A 25,070-nucleotide genomic window follows, 5' to 3' on the forward strand; every position below is an offset into this window, starting at 1 on the left:
AAACATTTTTCAGCGGTCTCTGTATCGTGAAAGAGCGAAAGGTAATGCAAAGTAAAAATTAAAATTTAATTGAGTATGCCCCTAAAAAGAAAAGGAGAAAAGATATGAGTAAAATTAAAAAAGTCTTAGCTATGTTATTAGCCTTAGCCATGGTTCTGGGAACCACATTAACAACATTTGCAGCAGAAGCAACAGATGGCAATGCAGAAATCAAAATTAATAATGCGGAGGGTGCAAGATTCGGAACAGTACAGGTAATTGAAGATGACTCTTCTACAGATACTGGTTGGGCGTTTGTAGATGGATATGCACAATATTTTACACAAGCGAATGCCTTTAATACAGATAATGAGCAAGAAATTATCAAAGGCATGATACATGCACAGAACCCAAACGCTAAAGAAGCTAAAGAAATTGACGGTTTTGCACATAAATATGCTGCCGCGTTACAGAATGTATTTGCTACTATTACAGATGAGACTGCAACCGCTACTAATCCTATACCTGTTGAAAATGCAGGCGTTTATGTAATCAGAGGATTTGAAGGAGAGGGCATTACATACAGCCCCATGGCAGCATATGTAGGATTTAACTATGTCACCGGAAAACCAAGTGGCATTTTGAATGCAGAAGAAATCAATGCCAAGAAATCTACAACACATGTTGAAAAAGAGAATAATGACGAAGATAAAGTAGTTGAGATTAACAAACCTGTTACCTATAAAGTTAATTCTATAGTACCATTTGTTCCTGAGACAGACTCTAATAAGTATTACAGAATTATTGATGAAATTAAAGGCGCAGTATATGAGTTGAAGGATAATGCACTTGATGTAAATGTTGTTATTAAAGAAACTAAGGATTCAGAACAGTCAAAATATACAAATACTTATAAAGTTGTGCCTACTACAACAGCAGATAATAACCAGACATTTGAACTTGATTTAGATGCTCTTTTGGAAGGAAACCCATATGCTAATATGTATATTGAATTATCTTATACTGCAATAGTAAAAGATATGATAGTTAATAATACTGTATATGCAGGTAAAGGTGAGAACGAGGGTAAAGGGGATTATGGTAGCGATAATGATAAATTAGTTAGCGGTACCGTTACTCTTACAAAAAAGGATGCAAATGATGAAACTATATTGCTTGCCGGAGCTGAATTTGTATTGACAAAAGTAGTAGATGGCGTAGTAAATTATGCGACAGTTGATAAAACAACAAACAAGCTTACGGGATGGACTACAGTAGAAAAGGATGCAACACCTTTAGAAACCAAGGATGATGGAACAGTCACAGTAAACGGTCTTGAAAAAGATGTTGAATATAAATTCAAAGAAATTAAAGCTCCTGATGGCTATAGCATCAATGAAACAGATGTAACAGTAACATGGGGAGATGTACCAGCTGAATTGGATAAACCTGTGGAAGGTATCTCACAAATGTTAGATACGAAGCTTTCCTCTCTTCCTGGAACAGGTGGGATCGGTACAACAATCTTCACCATCGGCGGATGCCTCATCATGATTGTAGCAGCAGGTCTCTTCTTCGCAAGCCGCAGAAAATCTGCAAAATAATTATAACTACAATTAGTATTCATAATAATTAGCAACAAATCCAAGCAACAACAAAATGCCGGGGCGGACGGCCCGCCCCGGCATTTTAGAAAAATACAACAATAAGGAGAGTCCGGATGAAAAAAAGAGCACACATAATCATTGTTTCCCTTCTATTTTTAGCCGGTTTGTCCTTGCTGCTGTATCCCTTCGTATCAAATCAATGGAACAACTACAGACAGAGCAAATTGATCAGTAGTTACGAAGAAGTGGTAAATGAAAAAAGCACAGCCGGTGAAATCGACTATAAAGCCGAAGCAAGCCGCGCTGAAGCTTACAACAATGCCCTTCTTCCCAGCATCCTTCCGGACTCCTTTGCCGTAGCGGAAGCTTCCGAGGAGGACGAAGAATATATGTCTTGTCTTAACCTCACAGGTGATGGTATGATGGGATATGTGGAAATCCCTAAAATTGATATTAAAATCCCTGTTTTTCACACCACGGAGGACGAGGTACTTCAAAAAGCAGCAGGCCACCTGGAAGGAAGTTCTCTCCCTATCGGAGGAGAGGGCACACATTCTGTCATCTCCGCCCACAGGGGACTCCCAAGTGCCACACTGTTTACGGATCTTGACAAGTTAAAAGAAGGCGACCATTTTCTTCTCTATATTTTAGATGATACCCTTTGCTATGAAGTGGATATGATATCAATAGTAGAACCTGACCAAACCGAAGGGCTGGCAGTAGAGGAAGGAAAAGATTTAGTTACCCTTTTTACCTGTACACCATACGGTGTGAACAGCCAGAGACTTCTGGTTCGCGGGCACCGCGTTCCCTATGAGGAGACAGTAATGGAAGAAACACCTACTTCCCTGCTGACCGGTGTAAGCATGCACACAAGTTATCTCTTCTGGGTAATCGTAGGCCTGGCAGTGACAGCAGCTTTTGTGATTTTCCTCTATCTCCGTGAAAAGAAATTAAGAAAAAAGCTTGATCTGGGTGAGAAACAGGAGAACGAGGAGCTGACGGACAAATAAATTATGAAGAGAAAAATTTCAACGATTCTGTTTGCACTATTATTTCTGGCAGGATTCGGTATCCTGGTTTACCCAACCGTTTCCAATCAGTGGAATACCTACCGCCAGAGTAAACTCATAAGCAGTTATGAAGAGACCCTGGGCGATATGACGCCGGAAGATTTTACAAAAGAATGGGAGGCTGCAAGAGCCTTTGATGAATCTCTGACTCAGAACAATCTTTACGGTGATGTGTTCGGAGAGGATAAAGAAGAACTGGAAAACACAGAATATTGGAAGGTTCTCAATGTCAACAATGACGGGATCATGGGCTACATCTCCATTCCCAAGATCAATATAAAAGTTGCCATCTACCACGGCACCGGGGACGATGTCCTCCAGACCGGAGTAGGCCACTTAAACGGAACTAAATTACCGATCGGAGGCGAAAGCACCCACAGCGTACTGGCAGCCCACAGGGGACTTCCAAGCGCCAGACTGTTTACAGACGTTGACCAGTTAAAACGCGGAGATTTATTTTACATTCACGTACTGGACGAAACATTAGCCTATGAGGTAGATGAAATCCTTACCATGATAGACAAGGACGACAGGGAAACCTTAGACAGCGCCATGGCAATCGAAGAAGGCCAGGATTATGTAACATTGTTCACCTGCACTCCATACGGTGTAAACTCCCACAGACTTTTAGTCCGCGGACATCGGGTACCGTATACAGGAGAGGAAGAAATAGAAAGCACACCAGTACAATCCATGCTGAAAGCAGTTCAGAATTATTATATGATATATCTGATCCTTGGATTGGCGGTGACACTGCTTGTGATACTTTTAATGAAATTCCTGTTTAGACCACGGAAGAAGAAATAAATAGAATATACAGTGGATTACAGGGAATGAGAATTCAGAGGAGGGTAAAATGTGAAGATGAAAAAGACAATAAAAAAAGGAAGTGCATTAGCTCTGGCTCTGGCATTGATGCTTTCCGCTACGGTTCTGCCAAAGGTATATGCAGCCTTCGGCATAGATACAGAGAAAAGCTGTTCCCTGACATTTGAGCTGGATGGACAGTATGAAGAGCTGGACAGTCTGGTAATACCTATTGACCTATATAAAGTGGCTGATGTGAAAGAGAACGGGGAATACACAGTATTATCCGGATATGAAGATTTGGATTTGACATCCATAAGCGATAAGACAACAGCAGAGGACTGGGAGAAACTGGCGGGAAAAGCCATGGGACTTGTAGATAACCTTGCAGCCCAGCCCACAGTAAATGTGCGGATGCAGCGCCAGGAAGGCCAGGACAAATCCAGGGGAAGCGCAGAAAATCTTGCCACGGGAATGTATCTGGTAGCTGCCAGGTCCGTGCAGTCAGATTACAACACCTATGATTTTACACCCTACCTGGTATCCCTTCCAAATAACTACTACCAGTCCACGCAGGATGATACCTGGGTATATGATGTGGCAGCCGGTTTAAAACCTTCACAGTCAAAACGCTATGGAGATTTGGAGATCAGTAAAACACTCACTTCCTACAATGAAACTTTAGGCGGAGCGGATTTCGTATTTAAGGTAGAAGCAGAGAAGGATTATGAAGTGGTTTACAGCAACGTAGTTTCAATATCCTTTGACGCACCGGGAACAAAAAGTGTGAAGATAGAGCATATCCCGGCCGGCGCTTCTGTCACAGTTACAGAGGTTTACAGCGGCGCAAGTTATGAACTCACAACTGAAGCCACACAGCATACAGTCATAGCAGCAGATGATATTGCAGGCGTTTCTTTTGAAAATGAATACGACCACCGTAACAACGGCGGCAGCAGCGTTGTCAACCGTTTCACATACAATGAAGGTAACTGGGACTGGGAACAGCAGTAAAGGAGGATTGAGAGATGAAGAAGAAATTCAATAAAAAAAGCCTTTGTCTGGCTGCAGCAGCTCTCGCCCTCACTGCAGGTCTGTCAGTGAACAGCGCTATGGCATACTTTACTACCTATGCAACAGCAGCAGGCGGTGTGACCATCAGTCTTGGTTCAACAACAACTATCCCGGAAGAGACGGTCAGCGACTGGACAAAGCACATTGTGATCAAGAATACAGGCGATTTTGAATGCTATGTCCGCGTTAAAGTATTTGCAGGAGATAAATATCAGGATGGGCTGAAATATCAGGGCAGCGAGAAATGGTCTCCCGGAGAAGAAGATTACTATTATTACAGCGATATAGTTCCGGCAGGGGGCGAGACAGAAGAACTTCAGGTTAAGATTGATTCTAAAGACAGCGAAGAAGAATTTAATGTTATCGTGGCCCAGGAGTGCACGCCGGTTTTATATGATGACCAGGGCAATCCTTATGCAGACTGGAACGCGAAACAAGAGGAGGTTGGTGAATAATGAAAAAGAAGAAAAAATCCTTTTCTGTTAAACCAGTTATCCTTCTCACAGCATCCGCACTGCTTCTGCTCGGCAGCACAGTGGGAAGCGCGCGGGCAGCACTGACATACTACAGTGAAAATTATGGGATTGAGATGAGTACCTCCAATATAGGTGTAAGCCTGGTAGAAAATGGAAACGTGATCAGCAGCAGAGATTACGATAAAGACGGCGAATGGAATGAGACCACAGGGGATCTTCTGGAAGGTCTGAAAAAAGAAAAACTGGTGCTTGGAAAGAAGTATGAGGAGAACCTCAGTGTCACTAACAGCGGCACCATTGACAGCTACGTGAGGGTGATCCTGAACAAGAGCTGGTCAAAAGGGGAAGGCGCGGATGCGGTAAAAGATACCAAGCTATCACCCGAATTGATAGATTTAAATCTGACAGGTAATGGATGGGTAGTGGATAACACAACATCCAACTCAAAAGAACGTACTATTCTTTATTACACCAGTATCCTTCCGGCAGGGGAAACCACCCCGGATTTTGCGGACAGTCTGAGAATTGACCCGTCATTAGGCAAGAAAGTCACAGAACATGTGACAGAGGATGAAAATGGATATAAGACAATTACCACAGTTTATGATTATGACGGTTACAGCTTTCAGATAGAGGCCGAAGTGGATGCTGTACAGACACATAACGCTGTGGATGCCATCAAGAGTGCCTGGGGCGTGGATGTAGATGTGGCGGCAAATGGAGATATCAGCTTACGATAGGAGGTACAGAATATGAAAAAGAAAATTTTGTGCCTTGTCATGGCAGCGATCATGACCGTAGGCACTGCAGCAACAGCATATGCAGAAGATTTTAAAAGCGATAAAAACTGGCAGGTCACTTTTGACGGAGATGAGATGAACAGCAACTTCAGTTCCAAAGAGATGGCGGAGGAGATATATGGAATCCTTCCCGGCGATACCATGGAACTGCAGGTAGAGATAAAGAATGCAGGCAAAGAAAAGACAGACTGGTATATGTCCAATGAAGTTCTTCAGAGCCTTGAGGAAGGAAGCCAGGCTGAAGGCGGAGCATACACTTATGTTCTGACATACTATGACCCTTCCGGAACAGAAGCGGTACTCTATGACAGCGAAACCGTAGGCGGAGAAGGCACTTCTCACATGGGTGAAGGTTTGGAGCAGGCAACGAATTCTCTCGATGACTTTTTCTATCTGGACAGACTGGATGCAGGAAAAGCCGGATCCGTTCATCTGAAAGTTATCTTAGACGGTGAAACCCAGGGCAATGCGTATCAGAATACACTGGCCCGTCTGCAGATGAATTTCGCAGTAGAAAAGGTTGCGGCCTCCACGGTCACAGTAAAAGGTGAGGACACAGTGATCAGAAAGACAGTCACCGGTGCAACAAATACGGTGAAAGAGACCATAACCCGGCCAAAAACAGGAGATACAACGAATATCCTTCTCTATAGCACAATAGCATTGATCAGTGGAGTTGTACTGCTGGTTTTCGGAATTCTTTCCATGAAAAAACGCCGTGAGAACGAGAAAGGGGAGCAGAAGTCATGAAGAAGCTGAAAATGATCTTGACATCGTTACTTACTGTCTGCATGCTTTTTGGCTCATCCGTATTCAGTGTTTTTGCAGCGGAGCAAGAATATACCTATACAGCAACCTTCTATGCAGGCAATCAGGGTACCTTTTCGGGAATTGACGGTTTGTCTGTTGAAAGTACAGGAACACCGGTCATTACTCCGGGCGGGGACCGGGTAGTAGTAAGCGGCCTGAAATTAGGTGATAAAGTATCCTTTGATGTACAGAATGGTGCAGTATCACTGGGAGATTCCAGCAAATATTATGTAAAAGGTGTCCGTATAAGCGGACATGACAATAATTCTCTTGAGACATCCGCATTTCATGTAAACGGCGACAGAGATTTTGTAGTTGCTTATGGAATTCAGGGCGATATGGTTGGTTATACTGTAAATTATCATGATGCAGACGGCAACGAACTGGCACCAAGCCGTACTTATTACGGTAATGTAGGAGACAAACCGGTGGTGGCATATCTGTATATGGAGAACTACACGCCTCAGGCTTTGGCACTGACAAAAACGCTGGTTTCCAACGAAGCAGAGAATGTATTTACTTTCGTATATTCACCGGTAACCACCGAGACCGTCACTGTCCCTGGTGAGACTACAACCGTCACAACTGTAGTGCCGGGAACCACCACAACAGAGACAACTGTGATCGAGACACCTGCAGCAGGTACCACACCTGCCGGAACAACCGGTACAGATGGAACCACTGGCGACGCGGGTACGGCCGGCACAGAAGGAACCCCCGGTGATGCCGGAACCGCCGGTACAGAGGGAACAGCCGGAGAGGCAGGAACCGATGCAGGAACCCAGGTAATTGAGCCTGAGGAAGTTCCGGAAGGAAATCAGGATATTGTAGATTTAGACGAGGAGGAAACTCCCCTTGCTGACAACCCGGAGGAAACCAAAGAGAAAGTGAAAAAAGGTCTTCCGCTGGCAGCCGGTATTGCGATCGGAGTCGGAGCAGTTGCTGCTCTTTCAGCATTAGCTGTATTTCTGATCAGACGCCGCAGATAATATATATAAAAATGCATAGGTAACAGAAAGGATATCCGATTTTGAGCAGAAAGAAGAAAAAGGATAAAAAAAGCCCAGTGTCTGCAATTTGCAGTGCACTGGGCACTGTTTTATTGACAGGTCTGGTGCTTGTCTGTCTTCCCATAACAGCAACCAGGCTTTTTGGCTATGATGCCTATTCCGTGGTGAGCGGAAGCATGGAGCCGGCGATCCCCACGGGAAGCCTGGTATATGTGCAGGAAGCAGCACCCGAGGATATGAAAGAGGATGATGTGATCGCTTTCTACGGAGCGAAGGATTCCAATGCCATAATCACCCATAGAGTGGTAGAGAATAAAGTGGTCATGGGTGAATTTGTCACCAAAGGTGACGCGAATAAGACGGAAGATATGAACACAGTTCCCTACAGCAATTTTATAGGAAAAGTAGTGTACACAATTCCTGTTCTGGGAAGCATTGCACAGGCCCTCACAAGTACAATCGGGAAGATCATTGCCGGCGGTGTGATCGCCGCAGCTTTGCTTCTGGAGGTTATAGCCTCAGTGATCCGCAGACGGGAATAGAGTAGGCTTGTTTGTTTTTGCACCATTACAGATTAGCACGCAGGGGAAATAGAACTACATACAGGTAATGATGTAATGCTTTTTGTAATGCTGTCTGCAGTACAATATTATATATAATAAGTGGATGACCCAACTTGACAAACACCTTTCGGAGGAGAACGAACATTGTGAAAAACAGGATGGCCAGAAATGCAGAAACCTTTGTGGTTAAAATTGCTGACAATAAAAGCGCTACATGGCAGGGCAGTGTCACCTGGCTGGAAGAACAGAGCCAACAGGATTTCCGCAGTGCTATAGATTTAATAAAGTTTATAGACAGAGCCTTAGAACAGTCGGAAGAGAGCGGAGAGTAACAATAAGGCCTGGAAAGGAGTGCATTATGGGACATAAGAGATTAGCGAAAAAATCTTGCCGCTCACATTATGCATTGCCATGATCCTGGGAAATATGACCATTGCCCAGGCAAAAAAGTGCTTGTCCGGTGAAAGCAGCCGCACGAGCCGGGAGGCAGAAGCTTCCCAAACAGAGACGGACGAAAAACAGACACAGGAAAGTACAGGAAATAGCCCTCAGGATGATAAAGATAAGCAGCAAAGTAATACCGTATCTGCAGATGATCCGGGCACCGCAGAAGGTACAGATAACAGGAAGACAGTTACGATCATCGGTGAGCAGGTACCCCTGGATGAGGGGGAAAACATAACAAAAAACGACTATACAGGTCTTCTGTGTGTAGGTGTCTTCGCAGGTATTTTGCTTATAGCCGGAGCTAGGGAATTTGTAGTCAGAAAGCGCTTAAAGTAAGTTTAATAAAAACCTCCGTATATATTTACAAAAGCCGCGGAACAGAGAGATTCGTCTTCGTTCCGCGGCTTTTGTATTTCATCAATCTCTTAATTAACAGTAGTCAAATCCCCCAAAAAGTTGTAATATGAAATCATCAAATAATCTATAAAGAAGGGATACATAACACACTATGAACCACAAACAAAAAAGCGCTCCCCAGCGTCTTCTCTGGTCCCAGTTTGACGCCCTGCAGATGGGCTCAGGATGGGATGAGGAGGACATAAAAAAACCGCAGATTCTGCTGGAAGATGTCTTCGGAGACAGCCATCCCGGCAGCACCCACCTGTCCGGCCTTATGGAACAGGCAAAATACGGGGTATTTGAGAAAGGCGGCTATCCGGCTCAATATCACACTACAGATATCTGTGACGGATGTGCCCAGGGCCACGACGGCATGAATTACATTTTGGCTTCCCGTGAAGCCATCTGCGATATGATAGAGGTACACGGCTGCGTATACCCATGGGACGGTATGATCCTTTCCGCCTCCTGCGACAAGTCTATTCCTGCCCAGTTAAAAGCAGCGGCCCGTCTGGATATACCCACAATCTTCATTCCGGGAGGCAGTATGCGCCCCGGCCCGGATATGACCACATCTTTGGTTGCCGGAGACATTTCTCTGCGGCAAAAACGTGAAGGGGCTGTCACAGAGCAGGAGATCAGAGATTACAAACTTACAGGCTGTCCGTCCTGTGGAGCTTGTACCTTCCTGGGAACTGCCAGTACGATGCAGTGTATGGCGGAGGCTCTGGGCATGGCGCTTCCCGGAACTGCCGTTATGCCGGCTACCATGCGGGACATTTTCGCTTATTCCAGAAAGGCGGGACGAAAGATTATGGAGCTGGCAGAGCGTGATATTACAGCAGGAGCCATCATGACAAGAGAGGCATTTGAAAATGCCATCATCATTCACAGTGCCATCGGAGGTTCAACCAATGCCACGATCCACCTACCTTCCATAGCAAGGGAACTGGGAATTACGCTGGAGCCGGAACTTTTCGATGACCTGAACCACAAAGTGCCCCACATTGGCAATATCAATCCGAGCGGTCAGCACCTGACGGAATCCTTCTGGTTTGCCGGAGGAATCCCCATGGTCCAGATATACTTAAAGGACATGCTGCATATAGATGTGATGACTGTCACAGGCAAAACGCTGGGTGAGAATCTGGAAGATTTGGAAAGAGACAATTTCTTTGCCCGTAACCTGGGTTATCTTCACAATTATGGTCTGGAACGTGACCAGGTCATTTTCCCTGTGGAGAAAGCGGAAGAAAAAGGCTCCATTGCCATCTTAAAGGGCAATCTGGCACCGGAAGGCGCAGTGATCAAATATTCGGCCTGCATCGAGACCATGCGGGAGCACATTGGCCCGGCAAAGGTATACAACCGTGAGGAAGATGCCTACCAGGCAGTTGTGGACGGACAGGTGGACCCGGGAGATATTCTTGTTATCCGCTACGAAGGACCAAGAGGAACCGGTATGCCGGAAATGCTGATGACAACAGAAGCCATTGTATGCGATGAGCGTCTCAACGGCACAGTTGCCTTGGTAACAGACGGACGTTTCTCTGGCGCCACAAGAGGTGCCGCCATCGGCCATGTTTCCCCGGAAGCAGCCGCAGGAGGCCCCCTGGCCTTTATAGAGACAGGAGATATACTGAAATATAGTGTACAGAACAGAAGTCTGGATGTGGTGGGGATCCAGGGAAAAGAACTTCCCCCCAAAGAGATAGAAGCGATCCTGAAAAAACGGTCAGAGTCCGGCATTCTTCCACGTCCAAAAAGAAAAGGATTGTTTGGCCGCTATACAAGCCATGCAATATCAGCTATGAAAGGCGCGGGATACGAGGAAGTATAAAATACGAAGAGATGTAGAAATATGGCAATATATAAAAATACGACAGCAGCGGATGTACTGCCGCTGCCGCCGTATTTAAAAAACAGATGGAGACACCTCCAGATATTCGCCGTAATCCAGGGAGTATTCAAATAAATGTGCAAGGGGCCTGTCCTCACACAGGCACAACAGGCTTCGTATGACCCCTATATGGGTTACAAAGAGAATCGTATCATCCGCCGCTGCATCTGCGGCAGCCTGGCGAACAAGCGCAGCAGCCCGCGTCTGGACCTCCAGGAAGGATTCCCCGCCCGGCACACAATAATCGCCCATTGCATACCCCCGTCTGTGATACTCCTGCGGGTACCTGGCTTTTATTTGGGAAAAAAGCAGATTTTCCCATTCGCCCATATGAATTTCCGCCAGATCTTCGGCAAAATAAATCCCACAATCAAAATACGGCCTCAGTATACAGGAACTCTGTACACAGCGCAGCAGAGGGCTGCTGTAAATCACTTGAGGGATATTATTCTCTTTCAGCGCCAGAGCGCCTCTTTCTATCTGCCTGCACCCGGCTGTTGACAGGGGATAATTGGTCTGCCCCACACATTTTGCCTGTCCTGAATATTTTCCGTTCCCGTACATAAAATCAGGGATACCATGCCGCATAAAAATAAGCTTCATCACTTCCCCCTTATCTTAATGCTCCTTTTTCCTGCATAAGCATTTAAAAATCTATCCACGCTGTAACAGGATACCGGTATCTTTTCAAAAACCGGGTTTAGTCCCTGTTCAGAGACTGCTCTTTTTACCTTCATTTCAATATTTGCCTGATTTCCACGGAATCCGTCTCCCATAAATTTCAGTTTCAGGGAAAGCATTTTTTCCATCGGTTCATATTCCGCTTCATAATCAACCAGAGTATCTATGGAGAACAAGGCCTCATCCAGTTTTACGGTCAGCCCTTTCTCCTTGATCCTCCCTCCGCATTCCAGACGTTTTAATACACTTCCGCAGGCACAGAAGCCCGGAAGGAACCTGGCAAGATCTCCGGTGCGGTATCGCAGAAGAGGCATACCCCTTCGGGTAAGCGTAGTGACTGCAAGTTCACCCCACGAACCGTCTTCCAGGACCGCATGTGTGACCGGATGCAGGATCTCCGCATAAATATCATTTTCCCGGATATGCATTCCCTTATGCACGCTGCACTCCAGGGCACATCCCAGTCCTGTCTCTGTCATGCCGAAATGATCAAATACCTCACACCCAAGACCAGAGGAAATTCTCTCCCGTACCGGAAGCGGCAGGTGATCGGTACTTAAAAGCACGGTTTTCAAAGGCAGCTTTATATGCTGCTGCCTGCAGTATTCCGCCAGTGCCAGAAATTGAACCGGAATTCCCACGGCACAGGAGACCTGCTTTTCAAGTAAGCGCGCCGCACAGTCCTCCAGGCTGTTTATGATTCCGAAGCCAATGGGATATGCGCCCAGCCGCCCAAGCCCCTGCATGAGTAAATCCCCCACGCTTCCTTTCTTTTCAAAGGGAAGGAATACCATCACGGTTTCCCCTGCTTTCGTCAGTTCAGCCATTCCGTGATGAAAAAAATCCACGGTCAGTTCCTGGTCAGAAGCTGTATAAAAAATGCGTTTAGGCAGCCCCTCCGTGCCCGAAGTCCGCAAAGTGACCACCCGGCTGATCTCCCCCTGTGAAACACACAGCATGGACAGTCCGGCGTCAGTCAAATCCTTTCCGTCCATTGTGGGAAACGATGTGAACGCCTCCAGGGATTTTGGCGGAGGGAAACCGGTCAGTTTTTTTCTGTACCATTGGCTGTTCTCCCCCGCAAAGGAAAGCAGGGCACGTATTCTTTCCAGATGCCAGCTATTTAATTCCTTTCGGGAAGAAAGGGTGATGTTTTCTTTTTTCTCTATCCAGTCATCTAACACACATGTTTTTATCGGCATTTTAGTTTCCTTTCTCATGCCCCCTATATTTACAGGTCCCGTCCTGTGCAGTCAGATTATAGGCGCAAAATGGAATCAGACGAACCGGTTCTTCCCCTGTGACCACATGGATATAGCACTCCTTTAACCGATCCAGGTCCAGAGTCCAGGCATCCATAAACCCCATGGCCGATACTGCAAGGGTATCATGTTCCAGGCGTTCCAGAAAGTCATCAAGTGAACTGGTGTCACAGCAGGCCGGTCTACTGTGAAACGGTGAATCAGAACAGCGGTATGGTTCAGGGGGAGCTGCCCACTGCCTTGCTACAAATTCCCTGGCTTTCCGGGAAGCGTCCTCCGTGCCGCATCCACAGGTCTTTTCCTTACCCCATGTCTGCAGGGTTCCATCCTTTTGGAGAACGAAATTGCCGCTGAAGGAGCAGTAAGGATTCTCCGCATTTCCCGGTGAAAAATGTTCTGCCTTCATCTTTCCCCCGGTCTGGGTCTCGATGGCCCGAAGCAGGTCAGGCAGGGTAAAATGCTTCTTGGAAAGCCTTGGATCATATCTGCCGAACTGGCTGGCAGGCTGAAAGTGTACGCCTCTCACAGCCGGCATATGTTCCAGCGCGAAATTAAGGATATCCCCCACCTCCCCGTCATTGATCCCCGGAACAATTACAGGGACCAGTACAACCCCCACATGGGCACGTACACAGGCCGCAATGGCATCCATTTTTTCCTTCAGGAGTTCCCGGCCCCGAAGTGCTCTGTACGTCTCCTCCCTCAGTCCGTCAAACTGCAGAAACACACAGTCAAGTCCTGCATCTGCCAGCTCTTTCAAATAAGCAAAATCTTTTCCGATCCGGATTCCGTTTGTATTAAGTTGGAAAAATGGAAATCCTGTCTCCTTACCCATACGGATAATATCTGCCAGGTCATTGCGCATAGTAGGTTCCCCACCGGAAAGCTGGATATTAAAGGGTCCGCCCATGCCCATCATGGCCTCAAAACGGTGCCGGATATTTTCCAGGTCAGGTTCATTTTTGGACCCTGCCGTTTGCGCATCTGTTTCTGCCTGGGAGGAGGCAAAGCATACAGGACATACCAGGTTACAGCGGCTTGTCACCTCCAGCAGCACACAGCAGGTACGCTGTCTGTGCTGGGGGCAGAGCCCGCAGTCATCGGGACATCCTCTGTCTGCTTTAACAGCAGGTGCCACGGGGGATACAAAACAGCGTTCCCTGTCAAATGTCTCATAGGCAGGGGCACCATTCCAGATAAGCGCGCGGAAATCACCATGTTCCGGGCAGGATTTTTCCAGAAATACCTGATTCCCTGCCCGCACCTTCCGGGCTTCCACCTTTTTGAGACAGACAGGGCAGACACTCTCCGTATATCCCAGAATACCCTGTTTAAACGCATTAGAGCTGCTGCAGCATTCCGCAGTATTATCACAGCATTCCGCAGTCCCATTACAACATTCTGCAGTATTATCACAGCATTCCGCAGTATTATCACAGCATTCCGCAGTCCCATTACAACATTCTGCAGTATTATCACAGCATTCCGCAGTCCCATTACAACATTCCGCAGTATTATCACAGCAATCCGCAGTCCTATTACAGCATTCCGCAGTATTATCACAGCATTCCGCAGTCCTATTACAACATTCCGCAGTCCTATTACAACATTCCGCAGTCCTATCACAGCATTTCGCAGTCCCGCCACAGCATTCCCCTAAGCCATCACAACCTTCCGCAGAATCCTCACAACCACACAGCCGTTTTTCAAAGTCCATCTTCAATTCCTCCCAGTCATCCCCGGAAAATCCGGCCTTAATGATAGTTTCATTGAGGATCCCCTTCACCTGGATCCCTTGGTCTGTGTCCAGCATGAAGAACGGCCTCCTGAAATCTCTGCGCACCTTCATCCTCCCCCATCCGGACAGAAGATGTAAGAGACGGTCATCCACAGGGGAGGAAAGCGTATAGGCATAAGAGCTGGCATTTGCAAAGCAGTTATCTGCCTTTTGGCAGTCCAGTATTTTAATTCCCATTGAAAATCTCCTTTAACACCCCTATGACCTCCTGAACCTCCATCAGAGAAGTAAATCTGGACAGGCTGAACCGCACCGTCCCATCCCTTCCCGCCCCTATACAGGGAAAAATATGAGGGGCACAGTGAAGTCCGGTGCGGCAGATAATGTCAAAGCTGCCGCTTAACATATCCCCAATATCAGCAGGCGAATAGTCGGGTGAAGTAAAAGTTACCACAGGCGTGCGGGTCCCGGATACCGGAACTACAGAACATCCAAGCCCTTTCAGCGTGTCTTCCAGCATATAAGAATAGTCCAGTATCTGCCCCGGATTGAAGGGATGTTCTTCTGCCCAAGCAAGCATTTCCCCCAGCACTTCCATGCCCTGTTCATTCTGGGTGCCTGCCTCCAGCCGGGTGGGATATTCCTCCGGCATTTCATCCCGATCCGAATGGATGCCAGTGCCCCCTGTATAGACAGGCTGAAGGGCTGTATCATGGGAGACATACAGCGCTCCGGTACCCTGAGGTCCCAGAAGATATTTATGTCCTGTGAGCGCAGCCATATCCACACCCCATAAGGCAGGCATGACCGGTATCAGCCCGGCTGTCTGTGCTGCGTCCAAGAAGACCGCGGCCCCCGCTTTTTTGGCTTCCCCGGCAATAACGGGAATATCATTCACGGCTCCGGTCACATTGGAGGCGTGGGTGATCACCACCATACGGGGATGAAGGGTTTTCAGGGCCTCACGGTATACTGCCAAATCCAGACGTCCGCTTCTGTCTGTATCCAGCTCATAATAACGGATGAGGCCCTTTTTCTGCAGAAAATAAAGAGGACGCAGCACAGAGTTATGTTCAGCCCGGCTTGTCAGAACCACATCACCCGGCGTCCAGGGGAAACCCAGCAGCCCCATATTCAGCGCGTGAGTGGCATTCAGTGTATATATAATTTGTCTGCTGTCATCAATACCCAGGATCTTTGCCAGACGCTGGCGGCATGACGTATTTTCTTTTCCCTCACGGTATGTGGAACGGATTCCGTGCCCCGGTATTTTTCCTGCGGTCCTGGCCCAGGCGTCTGCGTATGCAGGCGGTTTTGGAAAAGAGGTTGCAGAGTTGTTCAGATAGATCATGGCTTTTCACCCCTTATCAATTTATACAGATGTTCCGCGGTTTTCCTGTCTCTTTCCAGACATTCCAGTGCCTCCGTATTTCCTGTAAATCCTGCCTTCTTCTGCAGGAAACGTTCCGCAAGACTAACGCTTTGGTCCTCGGTCACCAGCCGGTCAGCCAGATAGAGCAGGGTGGTTTCATTCACAGTGTCCAGAAAATGCGTGGGAAGCTGTTTGTGGTACCGCACACATCCGGCCACGCCGCAGTATCCCATAAGTTCCAGCATATCAGCAGCGGCTTTGGCATGGTGTGGCTGTGTTTTCAGCATATCATGCAGAAGTGCCGCCCTTGACAGTACTGTAATATCTATAAGGCGGCTGTTCCGGCTGTCGTGTCGGGCTTCAAATGCTTCTGCAAGTTTCAGCGCTGTTTTCTCCACTGCTCTGCAGTGCGCCCGGACCCGGGATGGCGTCTTCACGTAATCCCATATATCCTCACACACCTGGACGCTGGGAACTGCCCTGTTCTTTACGGCAGCCTTCAGGCGTTCATAGTCCTTGGGCAGGTCTGCATCTTCCAGGATTTCCGGGTCAGGTACTTCAAGGATTTCTGTGTCATCCTGAAACATCTCCAGCACACCGCGCATCCCCTTATCCCCTCTGTAGTGGGTCAGGGCCTCCATGACAGGCCTGGTAAAAAGGGGCGGGTGCCCGCATTCCCCATGATAAGCAGGCAGCAGAACAGAAGATGGAAATGCCCTGTGATGTGCAATGAGTTCCTGTACGGTAAAAGGGGACACAAGCGCCACATCAGCAGGGCATAGAAATACGGCATCGGCCCGGGGCGGGACGGACTGCAGTCCAAGACGAATGGATTCCAGCATATCCGTCTCGTCATAGGCATTATTTTCCACAATAAGAACACCGGATTTTTTCAGAATGGGAATCATCTTTTGTTTCCGGTATCCCACAACAGTTATAATATTATGCAGCCCCGCATCCTGAAAATTCTTCAGGGTGGACTCCAGAATACACATGTCATGCAGCGGCAGCAGCGGCTTAAACTGCTTCATGCGCCGGGAACATCCGGCAGCCGCGATCAGTACATAAATATTTTCGTATTTTTTCTCACTCAATCAATCACACCATTCTCGCTTAAAAGTGTCGTCAATTTTTCCTGGCACGCTTCCAGTATGGGAAGGCATACAGCAAAAGTTTTGGAGAAATCTTCTCCCAGTATGGAGCGACAGTCTGTGTGCCCCTCCAAAGTGCCGTACTGCTCCTGAAACCAGTTTACATAATCCTTTACAATCTGTGTAAACCGATTATGTTCCATCTCCTCCGTGCTTCCTCTTCCGGCAAAATATCCCAGTACGCAGCAGCCTCCGGTCAGTGCGCCGCATTCCTTCCGGCAGTGCCCCATTCCTCCTGTAAGGCCGCTCATTGCCCGTACCAGGTCAGGGTTTTCACAGCCGTCCGCTTCCAGGGCCAGCAGCATGAGGATCTGGCTGCACTCAAAGCCCTGCATTCCTAACTCCATCAGATATTCTCTGAGTTCCATTAAAGTATCCTGCCCCCTTTCTCTTTCGCAGTATTGCATAGTAGTAAGTCAGATCATCGGGAGAGATCCGCCGGCCCCCAAGACAGAGGGGCGGACAGGCTCGTTCATGTTTCCATATCCACTCACTGATGTAATTTCTCAGACAAGGCGTTGCGTTTTCCAGATACAAAAGCTCAAGATCGTACTTCTCAGGCCAGGAAGGCCGGCACCCGAGTTCAAAGAGATCGGATACCAGAAAGATGCCTCCAGGCTTCAAGATCCGCAGGACCTCAGGCAGCACCTCGTCGGTTCCGGTTACGGATAAGGTGCATTCCGCCAGGACTCCCTGAAAACTTTCTTCCTCCCATGGGAGCAGGGACGCGTCCCCTCTTACCAGATGGGATTGATTTAGATCAGCGCTTAGATCAATGCCCTCTGCGTTAAAGTCCATGCCGCGGAGCAGTCTTACTGTCTCCCCGCTGCCGCATCCCAGATCCAGAAGCCGGCAGTGGTTAGCCAGCCACCCTCCCTGGAGCGCTTTTTGTATCATTCTTTTGGTCAGCATCTTACCTCCCGGATGGGAGGCCGCCTGGTCTGCCCAGATGTCATTTTCCTTTAATTCTGTCATTTATCCTCCAAAGCCTGTTCTACCTGCAGGATTTTCCCGGCTGCCAGTTCCTCCGGAATGAAGACCTGCCCGCAGACAGGACATTTCGGCATTTCAATAGGGAAATCGTTTCCCATATAATGCAGCACCACCTCACCCGCTTCAAGCGCTGTGCCGCATTTGTCGCAGACAAGGCTGCCGGGTTCAAATGCATATGTTTCATAGTATTTTTCTGACATTACATATCCCCTTTGATTTCCATACGATGTGCATATCCCCTGCGGATTTCATATCCGTCCTCCCTGGGCAGGTACCATACCCAGAATGTGACATTCCCCACCTTCTTATGTGCAATGTACAGGCCGCTCTGGGCATCACGTATCCGTTCCCGGGTCTTTTCAGCCGCTTCGATGACAGAGCAGATATCCCGCTCTAAGATCATGCGTTTTTCAAGCAGGTCCGCGGTTTCACTGTCATAAAATAATTTCAAGGGCATCTCTCCTTTGGTATGTTCTCCCCACAGCTCTTTTGACAGCCTGCGTTTTAAGTACATACGGTTCTGCTGCCTTACAGAGTAGGAAGGCCATCTGTGTTCTTCATAGGAAGAAGGGTAAATGAGTTCCAGTATATGATATGCCTCCGCCCCCTGTCTGAGGAATCGGTCCCGGCAGTTAATGCAGTATGTAAGAAAGGCAGAATCGGAATCCGAGACGCATTGTCCCGCCATTTCATCTGCCAGGGAGGGATTGGAGAACTGTGTCAGTCCGCCGTAACCACAGCAGCCGGAGGACTCCCCTGTATAGAGACCTTCCGATACGCTGCATCCCATGGAACGGGCCAGATGCCTGACCTGCTCTCTGATCCGGGGAGAATTTCTTGCCTGGCAGGCATCATGGATCCTCAGGGATACATTCCCGGTATGCGCTGTCCCCGGCAGGCCGATTGTATGCAGGATTTCCCAGATACCTGTACAGTGCATCTGGGAAACCGCCTCCGAAAGAGAGGTAAGGCAGGCAGGGCATGCGGTGATCACTTCAGGGCATCCCAGGCTTTCCCAGGCAGTTTTAAGCTGCAGGACTGTCTCTTCATAGATATCCCCGCGTCCGGCCCATTTTGCCATAATGCCGCAGCAGCCCAGTATTATGCCGGTTCCCCCGGGAAGGCGGGAGCGTAGGTCGTTGTAAGACTGCCATACAGTCTCCGGGGCGGAAGCCCCAAGCTGGCATCCCGGAAAATATACATAGGAGGGCCTGGCATTCTCAGGGTCAGGTTTCACAAGAAAGCAGTGCTCCGAGTTGGAAAAGGTCAGGTCGTTCAAGGCGAACTCAAAGGCTGAGGAAGGCATTTTATTCTGGGATACCATGATGTTCCTGGCCGCCTGTATCACCTGGCCCAGGTCTAAACCATGGGGACACACAGATGCACACTGTCCGCAGAGGCTGCAGGAATTTATCATTTTGTTGGCATGTCTGGTACCCATGGCGATAGCCAGGTTGTTGTATACTTCCCTCAGATATTTCTTTGGCCAGGCTTTGTAGCGGCGCATAAAGGCGCAGGCGTCAATGCAGTCCGTACAGGTACATTCCAGACAGCGGGAGGCTTCCTGTACGGCCTCCTCTTTTGAGGGGAGTCCGGATGAGAGGCAGGAATTTAAAGATTCCGCCTCTTTTCCTGTGACGTGGAGTGTAGTGCGAAATGCCCCTTCCGCATCCCGGCCTGCGGTGAGTGATACTTTTTTGAGATAACGGTCCATGGAGATGGCCGCGCGTCTGCCTTCAGAGATGGCATCCGGTATAGTTCCGCTGCGGCTTTTTACGGCATCTCCCGCTGCAAACAACTTGTCTTTATCGGCAGTAAAGGCTACGGTATCCGCATGCACAGGCGGTGTATGAAGCCCCCAGGCCAGTAAAACAGCATCATATTGCGCTGTGAGTGTCTCTATATGATCAACCCTATTAAGGGTGTGGATCTCAATTTTATATTCTTTCAGCCGCTCCAGGTCTTTTTCCAGGATCTCCCGGGGCAGACGTCTTTCTGTCAGCAGAAAACCGCCGGGTCTCCGGGCCTGTTCCAACACGGTGACAGAATAGCCCTTTTTCCCTAATTCAAGCGCGGCAGCCAGCCCGGTCAGGCCGGCTCCAACGATTGCGGCTTTCTCGGCTCTTTTAGAGAGGAACGTTCTTTTTTTCTTCAGGGAACCATAGGCCTGCGCGGCACATTCCAGCAGGCGTAAGCTTACAGGATCACCGTGCTCTTTTCTGATGCAGGCACTTTGACATGGTTCTTCGCACAGATGGCTTAAAATACCGGGAAAGACCGCATTTTTTTCGTACAGTTCCCTGGCTTTGGAAAAATCAGAGACAGCGGCCGCCCGGCATATTTCCCGGCAGTCCACATGAAGGGGACAGGCGGCCATGGCAGCAGGCGGCTGTTCTTTCGTGCATTTCGCTTCCAGTTCATGTAATTTTTGCTGGTTCAGTTCAAGCATGGAATCCCTCCTGCCTTTTATGTAAGGAAGGCGCCGAAGCGCCCTCCTATGGGTGTTTTTAAACTACTGTTTCAAAGCGTTGATAGCTTCTTTTACCTTTTCAGGCCGCGCGGGGATTTCCAGTACCCTTGCGCCGGTGGCGTTATAGATTGCACTTAATATAGCCGGATGGCCGGCGGTAAGCGGGCCTTCCCCGCAGCCGGATGCCCCGAATGGGCCTAAAGGCCTGGAGGTCTCCGTATATATAATATTGAAGTCATCAGGTACATCCTCAGGATAAGGGATACCGCATCCTTTTAAGGTGGTATGTTTGCTGTAATCCTCAAAGTCCTCAGTGAGCGCAAGTCCGATACCCTGTGTACAGCCGCCGTAAACCTGGCCGTCCACTACAATTTTGTTGATAATAGTTCCAAAGTCGCATACCGTGGTCAGGCGGATGACACGCACTTTTCCGGTTTCCATGTTGACTTCCACTTCAGGGATAAACAGTTCATACATGTAATTGCTGAACGGTGCGCCCTGGGCTGTTTCCAGGTCGCAGTCCGTGCAGGCTGCGGCAGCCCATGTGCCTTCATAGTAAGTGGGGATATTTTCGGCGGTCATCTCCTCATAGGTGCGGAAGGTTCCGTCGTTCTTTCTCATGGCATTTAAAAGCATTTCCGCTGCCACACGTGTGGCATTACCTGTAACCACATTGGAACGGCTTCCTCCCGCAGGTCCGGATGCGGGTGTGAGGGCTGTATCGTTCTGCACCAGCTTGATCATTTCCGGTGTGAATCCGGCCTCCCTGAGAACTTCATGGGCCATGGTCAGCGCGCCGATATCAGCACCCTGTCCGTGGTCTTCCCAGGAGTTGTAGACAGTACAGGTTCCGTCAGGATTCAGGCGGATATTGGCAAAGGAACTGTCCTTGCCGTCCAGGCCGCAGCCGTAGATACCGCTGGCAAAGCCTACGCCGTACCGGAACTTGTCAGTGTTCATTTTCGCAAGCCTTTCTTTTGCTTCATAGTAGACAGGCCGCGCTTTCTCATACATCTCCTCCAGACAGTACACTTCAGGTTCCTGCCCTGTAGGTGTGGTGCATCCGCTTCCTTTCCGGTAAATGTTGCGGTACCGAAGCTCAAAGGGGTCAATGCCCATCTTTTCTGCCAGTACATCTATGCAGACCTCAGAACCCATATAGGACTGGGGAGAACCGTAACCGCGGAAGGCGGAGCCCCAGGCATGGTTGGTACATACGGTCTGGCTTTTGTTGCGGATATTACGGATGTCATATCCTGCGCCTGTAAACTGTGACAGACGCATGGTCAGCAGGTCACCGAACTCGGAGTACGGGCCGTGGTCAATATAATTGTCGCCTTCCAGTGCCAGGAATCTGCCGTTTTCATCTGCCGCCATACGGATGTTCATAAAGGCCGGGCTGCGTTTTCCCGTGTAGGTGATATTCTGGTACATATCGTAAACCAGGGAACAGGGGCGTCCGTCCAGCGCCAGACAGGCAACGCCCAGAAGGGCTTCCATGGTGGGGCTGAACTTATATCCGAAGGTTCCGCCTGAGGGGTTCTGCACAAGCCGGAATTTGTCCGGTTCAATACCGATGCCGGCAGTGATCATGGCAGAGTGCAGGTGGATACCAATGCTCTTGGAGTGTACGGTAAGCCTGCCCTCCTCATCTATATAGGCAAAACCGCAGTCCGGTTCCAGATGAAGGTGAGGCTGGCGGCTGCTGTAGGTCTCCACTTCAGCCACATAGGGCGCAGACGCCATGATCGGGCCTGTTTCCTCCCCTTTGATGCAGTTGGTCTCATAGTAAATATTGGGTGTTCCCGGATGGATCTCAATGGCATCCTCAGCCATAGCTTCCGGTGCGCTCATATAGGCGGGAAGAGGTTCCAGGTCCAGTTTGACTTTCTTTGCAGCTTCCTTTGCGTGTTCCTCCGTGTCGGCCGCTACCATGGCCACCGCATCCCCTATCTGGAAAATCTTTTCATCACAGAGGATTGGCCGGTCCCAGCCGTCCCCTTTGTTGTTGGCAAATGTGATAAGGCCGCTGATGCGGTTCTTTCCCTTTACATCCTTTGCAGTGATGACCTTGATCACGCCGGGCATCTTTTCCGCTTCGGAATGATCCACACCCTTTAAGACTGCATGGGGAATCTCTGATTGTACAAGTGCCAGCCGTGCCGTGTCTGGGGGCATCTGCAGCGCCATGTCAGCGCCGTAATCCCAGGTTCCGGTTACTTTCTTCAGGGCTGACGGACGGATATAGCTGGTTCCGAGTATTTTGTTGCCCACCGGCTTGAAGATCAGGTCCTCTTTTTTCATTTCACCTCTCAGAACCTTCGCTGCGTCCATAACGGCATCCACCAGAGGTTTATATCCGGTACAGCGGCACAGATTCCTGTGTACCTGGAACCAGTGGCGCACTTCCTCTCGGGTGGGGGAAAGATTTTCTTCCAGAAGAACTTTGGCGGACATGATAAATCCAGGTGAACAGAATCCGCACTGGGCACATCCGTGTCCCATCCAGGCCACTTGAAGGGGATGGAGATCGTCGACGGTGCCGATACCCTCAATCGTTTCAATTTCCGAGTCATCTTCCAGCCTGTCCATCTTCATGATACAGGAACGGACTGCCTTACCGTTTACAATGACAGTACAGGTACCGCACTGGCCCTGACCGCAGCCTACTTTACATCCCGTCAGCATCATCTGCTCACGGAGGACTTTGGCAAGGGAATCTTCCTCATTTACAATTAAAGTGCGGGGCATACCGTTGATTTTCAATACTTTTTTGATCATATGGATACCTCCTTTGGCTGTTATCAGTTCCTTCAGGCTGTTCTGGTAGCAGGGGGTATTATGTCTCGTAAGTAGCAGTGTATCACATCTTTTCTTTCCGCTGTTCTTCCTGTATAATAGCAGATATACAAGAGGGCGGAGAGAAAGGAGAGAACATGGAGAACTTATATCAGGAGATTGAACTTCAGGTAGCAAGACTGCTGGATTACCTTATGGCCGCAGCCGGCGCAGAGGATTCCAGGCAGTCAGGTGAGCTTCACAGGCAGATCCTGCAGGCCGTGGATGCCAGAATGGAACTGCTGTATGGGGATGCAGACACGGAATATATCCGGGCATCCCAGGTTACCGTCCACGTGCAGGATGAAGCAGCAGGACGCATATACAGCCGTTTGCTGCCGCTTACATACAGGGAAAACAGCAACGGACTGGTTCTTCGCGGGGAAAATGTCTCCGGGGAACCTTCCGAGATTGTGTTTTTCTCTGAGACAGCAGCGGACAAGGTGTCTGACATTACCGGTCAGGGTGAGGACCACAGCCCATGTAAAGGTCACGGTTTACATGAATAATAACGAAAAAGTGTTGGAAAATAATACCTATTATATAAATATTGTACATATAAATAGGGATTCAGTCAAGCTTTTTCGCGATGCCGCAGAGAAGTTTTATAAAGAAAAAGTCAGTTGAAAACTCACATCAGAAAGTTGTTTCATGGGAAAAAGCGTGCTATAATTTTTACCAAATAACAGAGAGGATAGAAGACTATGAAAACAAAATGGATTACACCGGTAGTGACGGCACTGGATGAAAACGGACACATTGATACAGAGGCCAATAAAAAAATTTATGAACACCTGATTCAGGCAGGCATAGACGGGATCCTGATCTTCGGCAGCATCGGTGAATTTTTCGCGCTGCCCATGGAGGAAAAGAAAAATATGGTGCGGGAGGCAGTGGCCTGCATTGACCACAGAGTTACAGTCTACATCGGCACCAACAGCATGGAGTTTGAGGAGTGCGTGGAGTTTTCCAATTTTGCCCTGGATGCAGGGGCGGACGGTGTGATGGTGATTTCCCCATATTACTTCAATCTGCCTGACAGCGCGGTGGAAAACTTCTACGACAGCCTGGCGGACCGTGTGAATGGACCCGTGCTTCTCTACAATTTCCCTGCAAGAACGGGATACGATTTAAAACCGGAAGTGATTCTGGATCTGGTGCGCAGACATAAAAATATTGTGGGAATCAAAGATACCGTGGGAACTATGGGACATACCCGTGCCATTATCCAGACGGTTAAGAGTGAGTTTCCGGAATTTCTGGTGTATTCCGGGTTTGACGAGTTCTTTGCCCACAATGTGTTAAGCGGCGGGGACGGCTGTATTGCGGGGCTTTCCAACTTTGCTCCGGCTGTGGCAGCAGGATTTGCCGGGGCGGCCAGGGATAATGATTTGGCAGCCATGCAGGCGTATCAGCAGAAGATTGACAGCCTGATGGCGATCTACGACGTGGCGGAGCAGTTTATACCTATTATTAAAAAGGCCATGGTCCTGTGCGGTGTGGAGATGAATCCTGCCTGTGCGGCGCCTCTGCTTTCCGCGGATGAGAATGAGACAGAGAAAATCAGGGAAATATTGAAACAGGCGGAGATCATCTGAACCTGCAGCAAAACACCTGCAA

At 48.7% G+C, this 25,070-nt stretch carries 24 protein-coding genes; 14 read left to right on the top strand and 10 right to left on the bottom strand.

The features are described from left to right. Nucleotides 1-104 precede the first annotated feature (104 nt). The 12 genes from A4V09_RS22055 (at nucleotide 105) to ilvD (ending at nucleotide 10,885) form a co-directional block, all read left to right on the top strand. Entirely contained in the window at nucleotides 105-1,583 is a 1,479-nt protein-coding gene (locus tag A4V09_RS22055; RefSeq protein WP_065544222.1) for a SpaA isopeptide-forming pilin-related protein, read from the top strand. A 116-nt stretch (nucleotides 1,584-1,699) separates the two neighbouring features. Next, nucleotides 1,700-2,599, top strand: coding sequence for a class C sortase (locus A4V09_RS22060; protein WP_065544223.1), 900 nt, complete (start codon nucleotides 1,700-1,702; stop codon nucleotides 2,597-2,599). A 3-nt stretch (nucleotides 2,600-2,602) separates the two neighbouring features. Further along, nucleotides 2,603-3,466, top strand: coding sequence for a class C sortase (locus tag A4V09_RS22065; protein WP_065544224.1), 864 nt, complete (start codon nucleotides 2,603-2,605; stop codon nucleotides 3,464-3,466). A gap of 57 nt (nucleotides 3,467-3,523) precedes the next feature. Continuing rightward, nucleotides 3,524-4,480, top strand: a complete 957-nt coding sequence (locus tag A4V09_RS22070; RefSeq protein WP_242964166.1) for a DUF5979 domain-containing protein — start codon at nucleotides 3,524-3,526, stop codon at nucleotides 4,478-4,480. Nucleotides 4,481-4,494: 14 nt separating this feature from the next. Next, entirely contained in the window at nucleotides 4,495-4,995 is a 501-nt protein-coding gene (locus A4V09_RS22075) for a hypothetical protein (RefSeq protein ID WP_065544226.1), read from the top strand. After that, nucleotides 4,995-5,756 carry a hypothetical protein gene (locus A4V09_RS22080; RefSeq protein ID WP_065544227.1) on the top strand — a complete coding sequence of 254 codons (762 nt, stop codon included), beginning with the start codon at nucleotides 4,995-4,997 and terminating at the stop codon, nucleotides 5,754-5,756. Before A4V09_RS22075 ends, A4V09_RS22080 begins: the two co-directional genes overlap by 1 nt. Nucleotides 5,757-5,768: 12 nt before the next feature. Beyond that, nucleotides 5,769-6,566 carry a sortase B protein-sorting domain-containing protein gene (locus A4V09_RS22085; RefSeq protein ID WP_065544228.1) on the top strand — a complete coding sequence of 266 codons (798 nt, stop codon included), beginning with the start codon at nucleotides 5,769-5,771 and terminating at the stop codon, nucleotides 6,564-6,566. Continuing rightward, the gene (locus tag A4V09_RS22090) at nucleotides 6,563-7,615 is read left to right on the top strand and encodes a MucBP domain-containing protein (protein WP_065544229.1); all 1,053 of its coding nucleotides are present in this window, start codon (nucleotides 6,563-6,565) and stop codon (nucleotides 7,613-7,615) included. Before A4V09_RS22085 ends, A4V09_RS22090 begins: the two co-directional genes overlap by 4 nt. Nucleotides 7,616-7,656: 41 nt before the next feature. After that, a complete protein-coding gene (locus A4V09_RS22095) occupies nucleotides 7,657-8,178 on the top strand; it encodes a signal peptidase I (RefSeq protein WP_084043729.1) in 522 nt (173 codons plus the stop codon). 167 nt (nucleotides 8,179-8,345) lie between these two features. After that, complete coding sequence (locus A4V09_RS22100) at nucleotides 8,346-8,531, top strand: hypothetical protein (protein WP_065544230.1); 186 nt, start codon at nucleotides 8,346-8,348, stop codon at nucleotides 8,529-8,531. 55 nt (nucleotides 8,532-8,586) lie between these two features. Next, complete coding sequence (locus tag A4V09_RS22105) at nucleotides 8,587-8,982, top strand: hypothetical protein (RefSeq protein WP_065544231.1); 396 nt, start codon at nucleotides 8,587-8,589, stop codon at nucleotides 8,980-8,982. A gap of 172 nt (nucleotides 8,983-9,154) precedes the next feature. After that, nucleotides 9,155-10,885 carry a dihydroxy-acid dehydratase gene (gene ilvD, locus A4V09_RS22110; protein ID WP_065544232.1) on the top strand — a complete coding sequence of 577 codons (1,731 nt, stop codon included), beginning with the start codon at nucleotides 9,155-9,157 and terminating at the stop codon, nucleotides 10,883-10,885. Nucleotides 10,886-10,960: 75 nt separating this feature from the next. Here the strand turns inward: ilvD and A4V09_RS22115 are convergent, their stop codons facing one another. The 10 genes from A4V09_RS22115 to A4V09_RS22165 all read right to left on the bottom strand — a co-directional run bounded on the left by A4V09_RS22115 (nucleotide 10,961) and on the right by A4V09_RS22165 (nucleotide 23,393). Next, nucleotides 10,961-11,548 carry a histidine phosphatase family protein gene (locus A4V09_RS22115; protein WP_065544233.1) on the bottom strand — a complete coding sequence of 196 codons (588 nt, stop codon included), beginning with the start codon at nucleotides 11,546-11,548 and terminating at the stop codon, nucleotides 10,961-10,963. Further along, on the bottom strand, nucleotides 11,548-12,828 hold the full coding sequence (locus A4V09_RS22120; RefSeq protein ID WP_065544234.1) for a DVU_1553 family AMP-dependent CoA ligase: 1,281 nt from the start codon (nucleotides 12,826-12,828) through the stop codon (nucleotides 11,548-11,550). Before A4V09_RS22120 ends, A4V09_RS22115 begins: the two co-directional genes overlap by 1 nt. A gap of 1 nt (nucleotide 12,829) precedes the next feature. Further along, entirely contained in the window at nucleotides 12,830-14,863 is a 2,034-nt protein-coding gene (gene trsS / locus A4V09_RS22125) for a radical SAM (seleno)protein TrsS (RefSeq protein WP_242963887.1), read from the bottom strand. After that, entirely contained in the window at nucleotides 14,853-15,977 is a 1,125-nt protein-coding gene (locus A4V09_RS22135) for an aminotransferase class V-fold PLP-dependent enzyme (RefSeq protein WP_065544235.1), read from the bottom strand. Before A4V09_RS22135 ends, trsS begins: the two co-directional genes overlap by 11 nt. Further along, entirely contained in the window at nucleotides 15,974-17,092 is a 1,119-nt protein-coding gene (locus A4V09_RS22140) for a DVU_1551 family NTP transferase (protein WP_065544236.1), read from the bottom strand. Before A4V09_RS22140 ends, A4V09_RS22135 begins: the two co-directional genes overlap by 4 nt. Next, nucleotides 17,089-17,517: a DVU_1555 family C-GCAxxG-C-C protein gene (locus A4V09_RS22145; protein ID WP_065544237.1), complete on the bottom strand. Its 429-nt coding sequence runs from the start codon at nucleotides 17,515-17,517 to the stop codon at nucleotides 17,089-17,091. Before A4V09_RS22145 ends, A4V09_RS22140 begins: the two co-directional genes overlap by 4 nt. Then, nucleotides 17,471-18,124, bottom strand: coding sequence for a class I SAM-dependent methyltransferase (locus tag A4V09_RS22150; protein ID WP_065544238.1), 654 nt, complete (start codon nucleotides 18,122-18,124; stop codon nucleotides 17,471-17,473). Before A4V09_RS22150 ends, A4V09_RS22145 begins: the two co-directional genes overlap by 47 nt. Continuing rightward, entirely contained in the window at nucleotides 18,121-18,342 is a 222-nt protein-coding gene (locus A4V09_RS22155) for a DVU_1557 family redox protein (protein ID WP_065544239.1), read from the bottom strand. The genes A4V09_RS22150 and A4V09_RS22155 overlap by 4 nt, the downstream gene beginning before the upstream one ends. Continuing rightward, on the bottom strand, nucleotides 18,342-20,591 hold the full coding sequence (locus tag A4V09_RS22160; protein ID WP_084043731.1) for a pyridine nucleotide-disulfide oxidoreductase/dicluster-binding protein: 2,250 nt from the start codon (nucleotides 20,589-20,591) through the stop codon (nucleotides 18,342-18,344). The genes A4V09_RS22155 and A4V09_RS22160 overlap by 1 nt, the downstream gene beginning before the upstream one ends. Nucleotides 20,592-20,654: 63 nt before the next feature. Beyond that, on the bottom strand, nucleotides 20,655-23,393 hold the full coding sequence (locus A4V09_RS22165; protein WP_065544240.1) for a molybdopterin-dependent aldehyde oxidoreductase: 2,739 nt from the start codon (nucleotides 23,391-23,393) through the stop codon (nucleotides 20,655-20,657). A 155-nt stretch (nucleotides 23,394-23,548) separates the two neighbouring features. Here A4V09_RS22165 and A4V09_RS22170 point away from each other — a divergent pair, with 155 nt between their 5' ends. Both A4V09_RS22170 and A4V09_RS22175 read left to right on the top strand, forming a co-directional pair. Further along, on the top strand, nucleotides 23,549-23,959 hold the full coding sequence (locus tag A4V09_RS22170) for a hypothetical protein (RefSeq protein WP_242963888.1): 411 nt from the start codon (nucleotides 23,549-23,551) through the stop codon (nucleotides 23,957-23,959). Between the two features lie 195 nt (nucleotides 23,960-24,154). Further along, on the top strand, nucleotides 24,155-25,048 hold the full coding sequence (locus A4V09_RS22175) for a dihydrodipicolinate synthase family protein (RefSeq protein WP_065544241.1): 894 nt from the start codon (nucleotides 24,155-24,157) through the stop codon (nucleotides 25,046-25,048). The last annotated feature ends 22 nt before the right edge of the window (nucleotides 25,049-25,070 follow it).

This window comes from Blautia pseudococcoides (genome assembly GCF_001689125.2).
GTDB lineage: Bacteria > Bacillota > Clostridia > Lachnospirales > Lachnospiraceae > Blautia > Blautia pseudococcoides.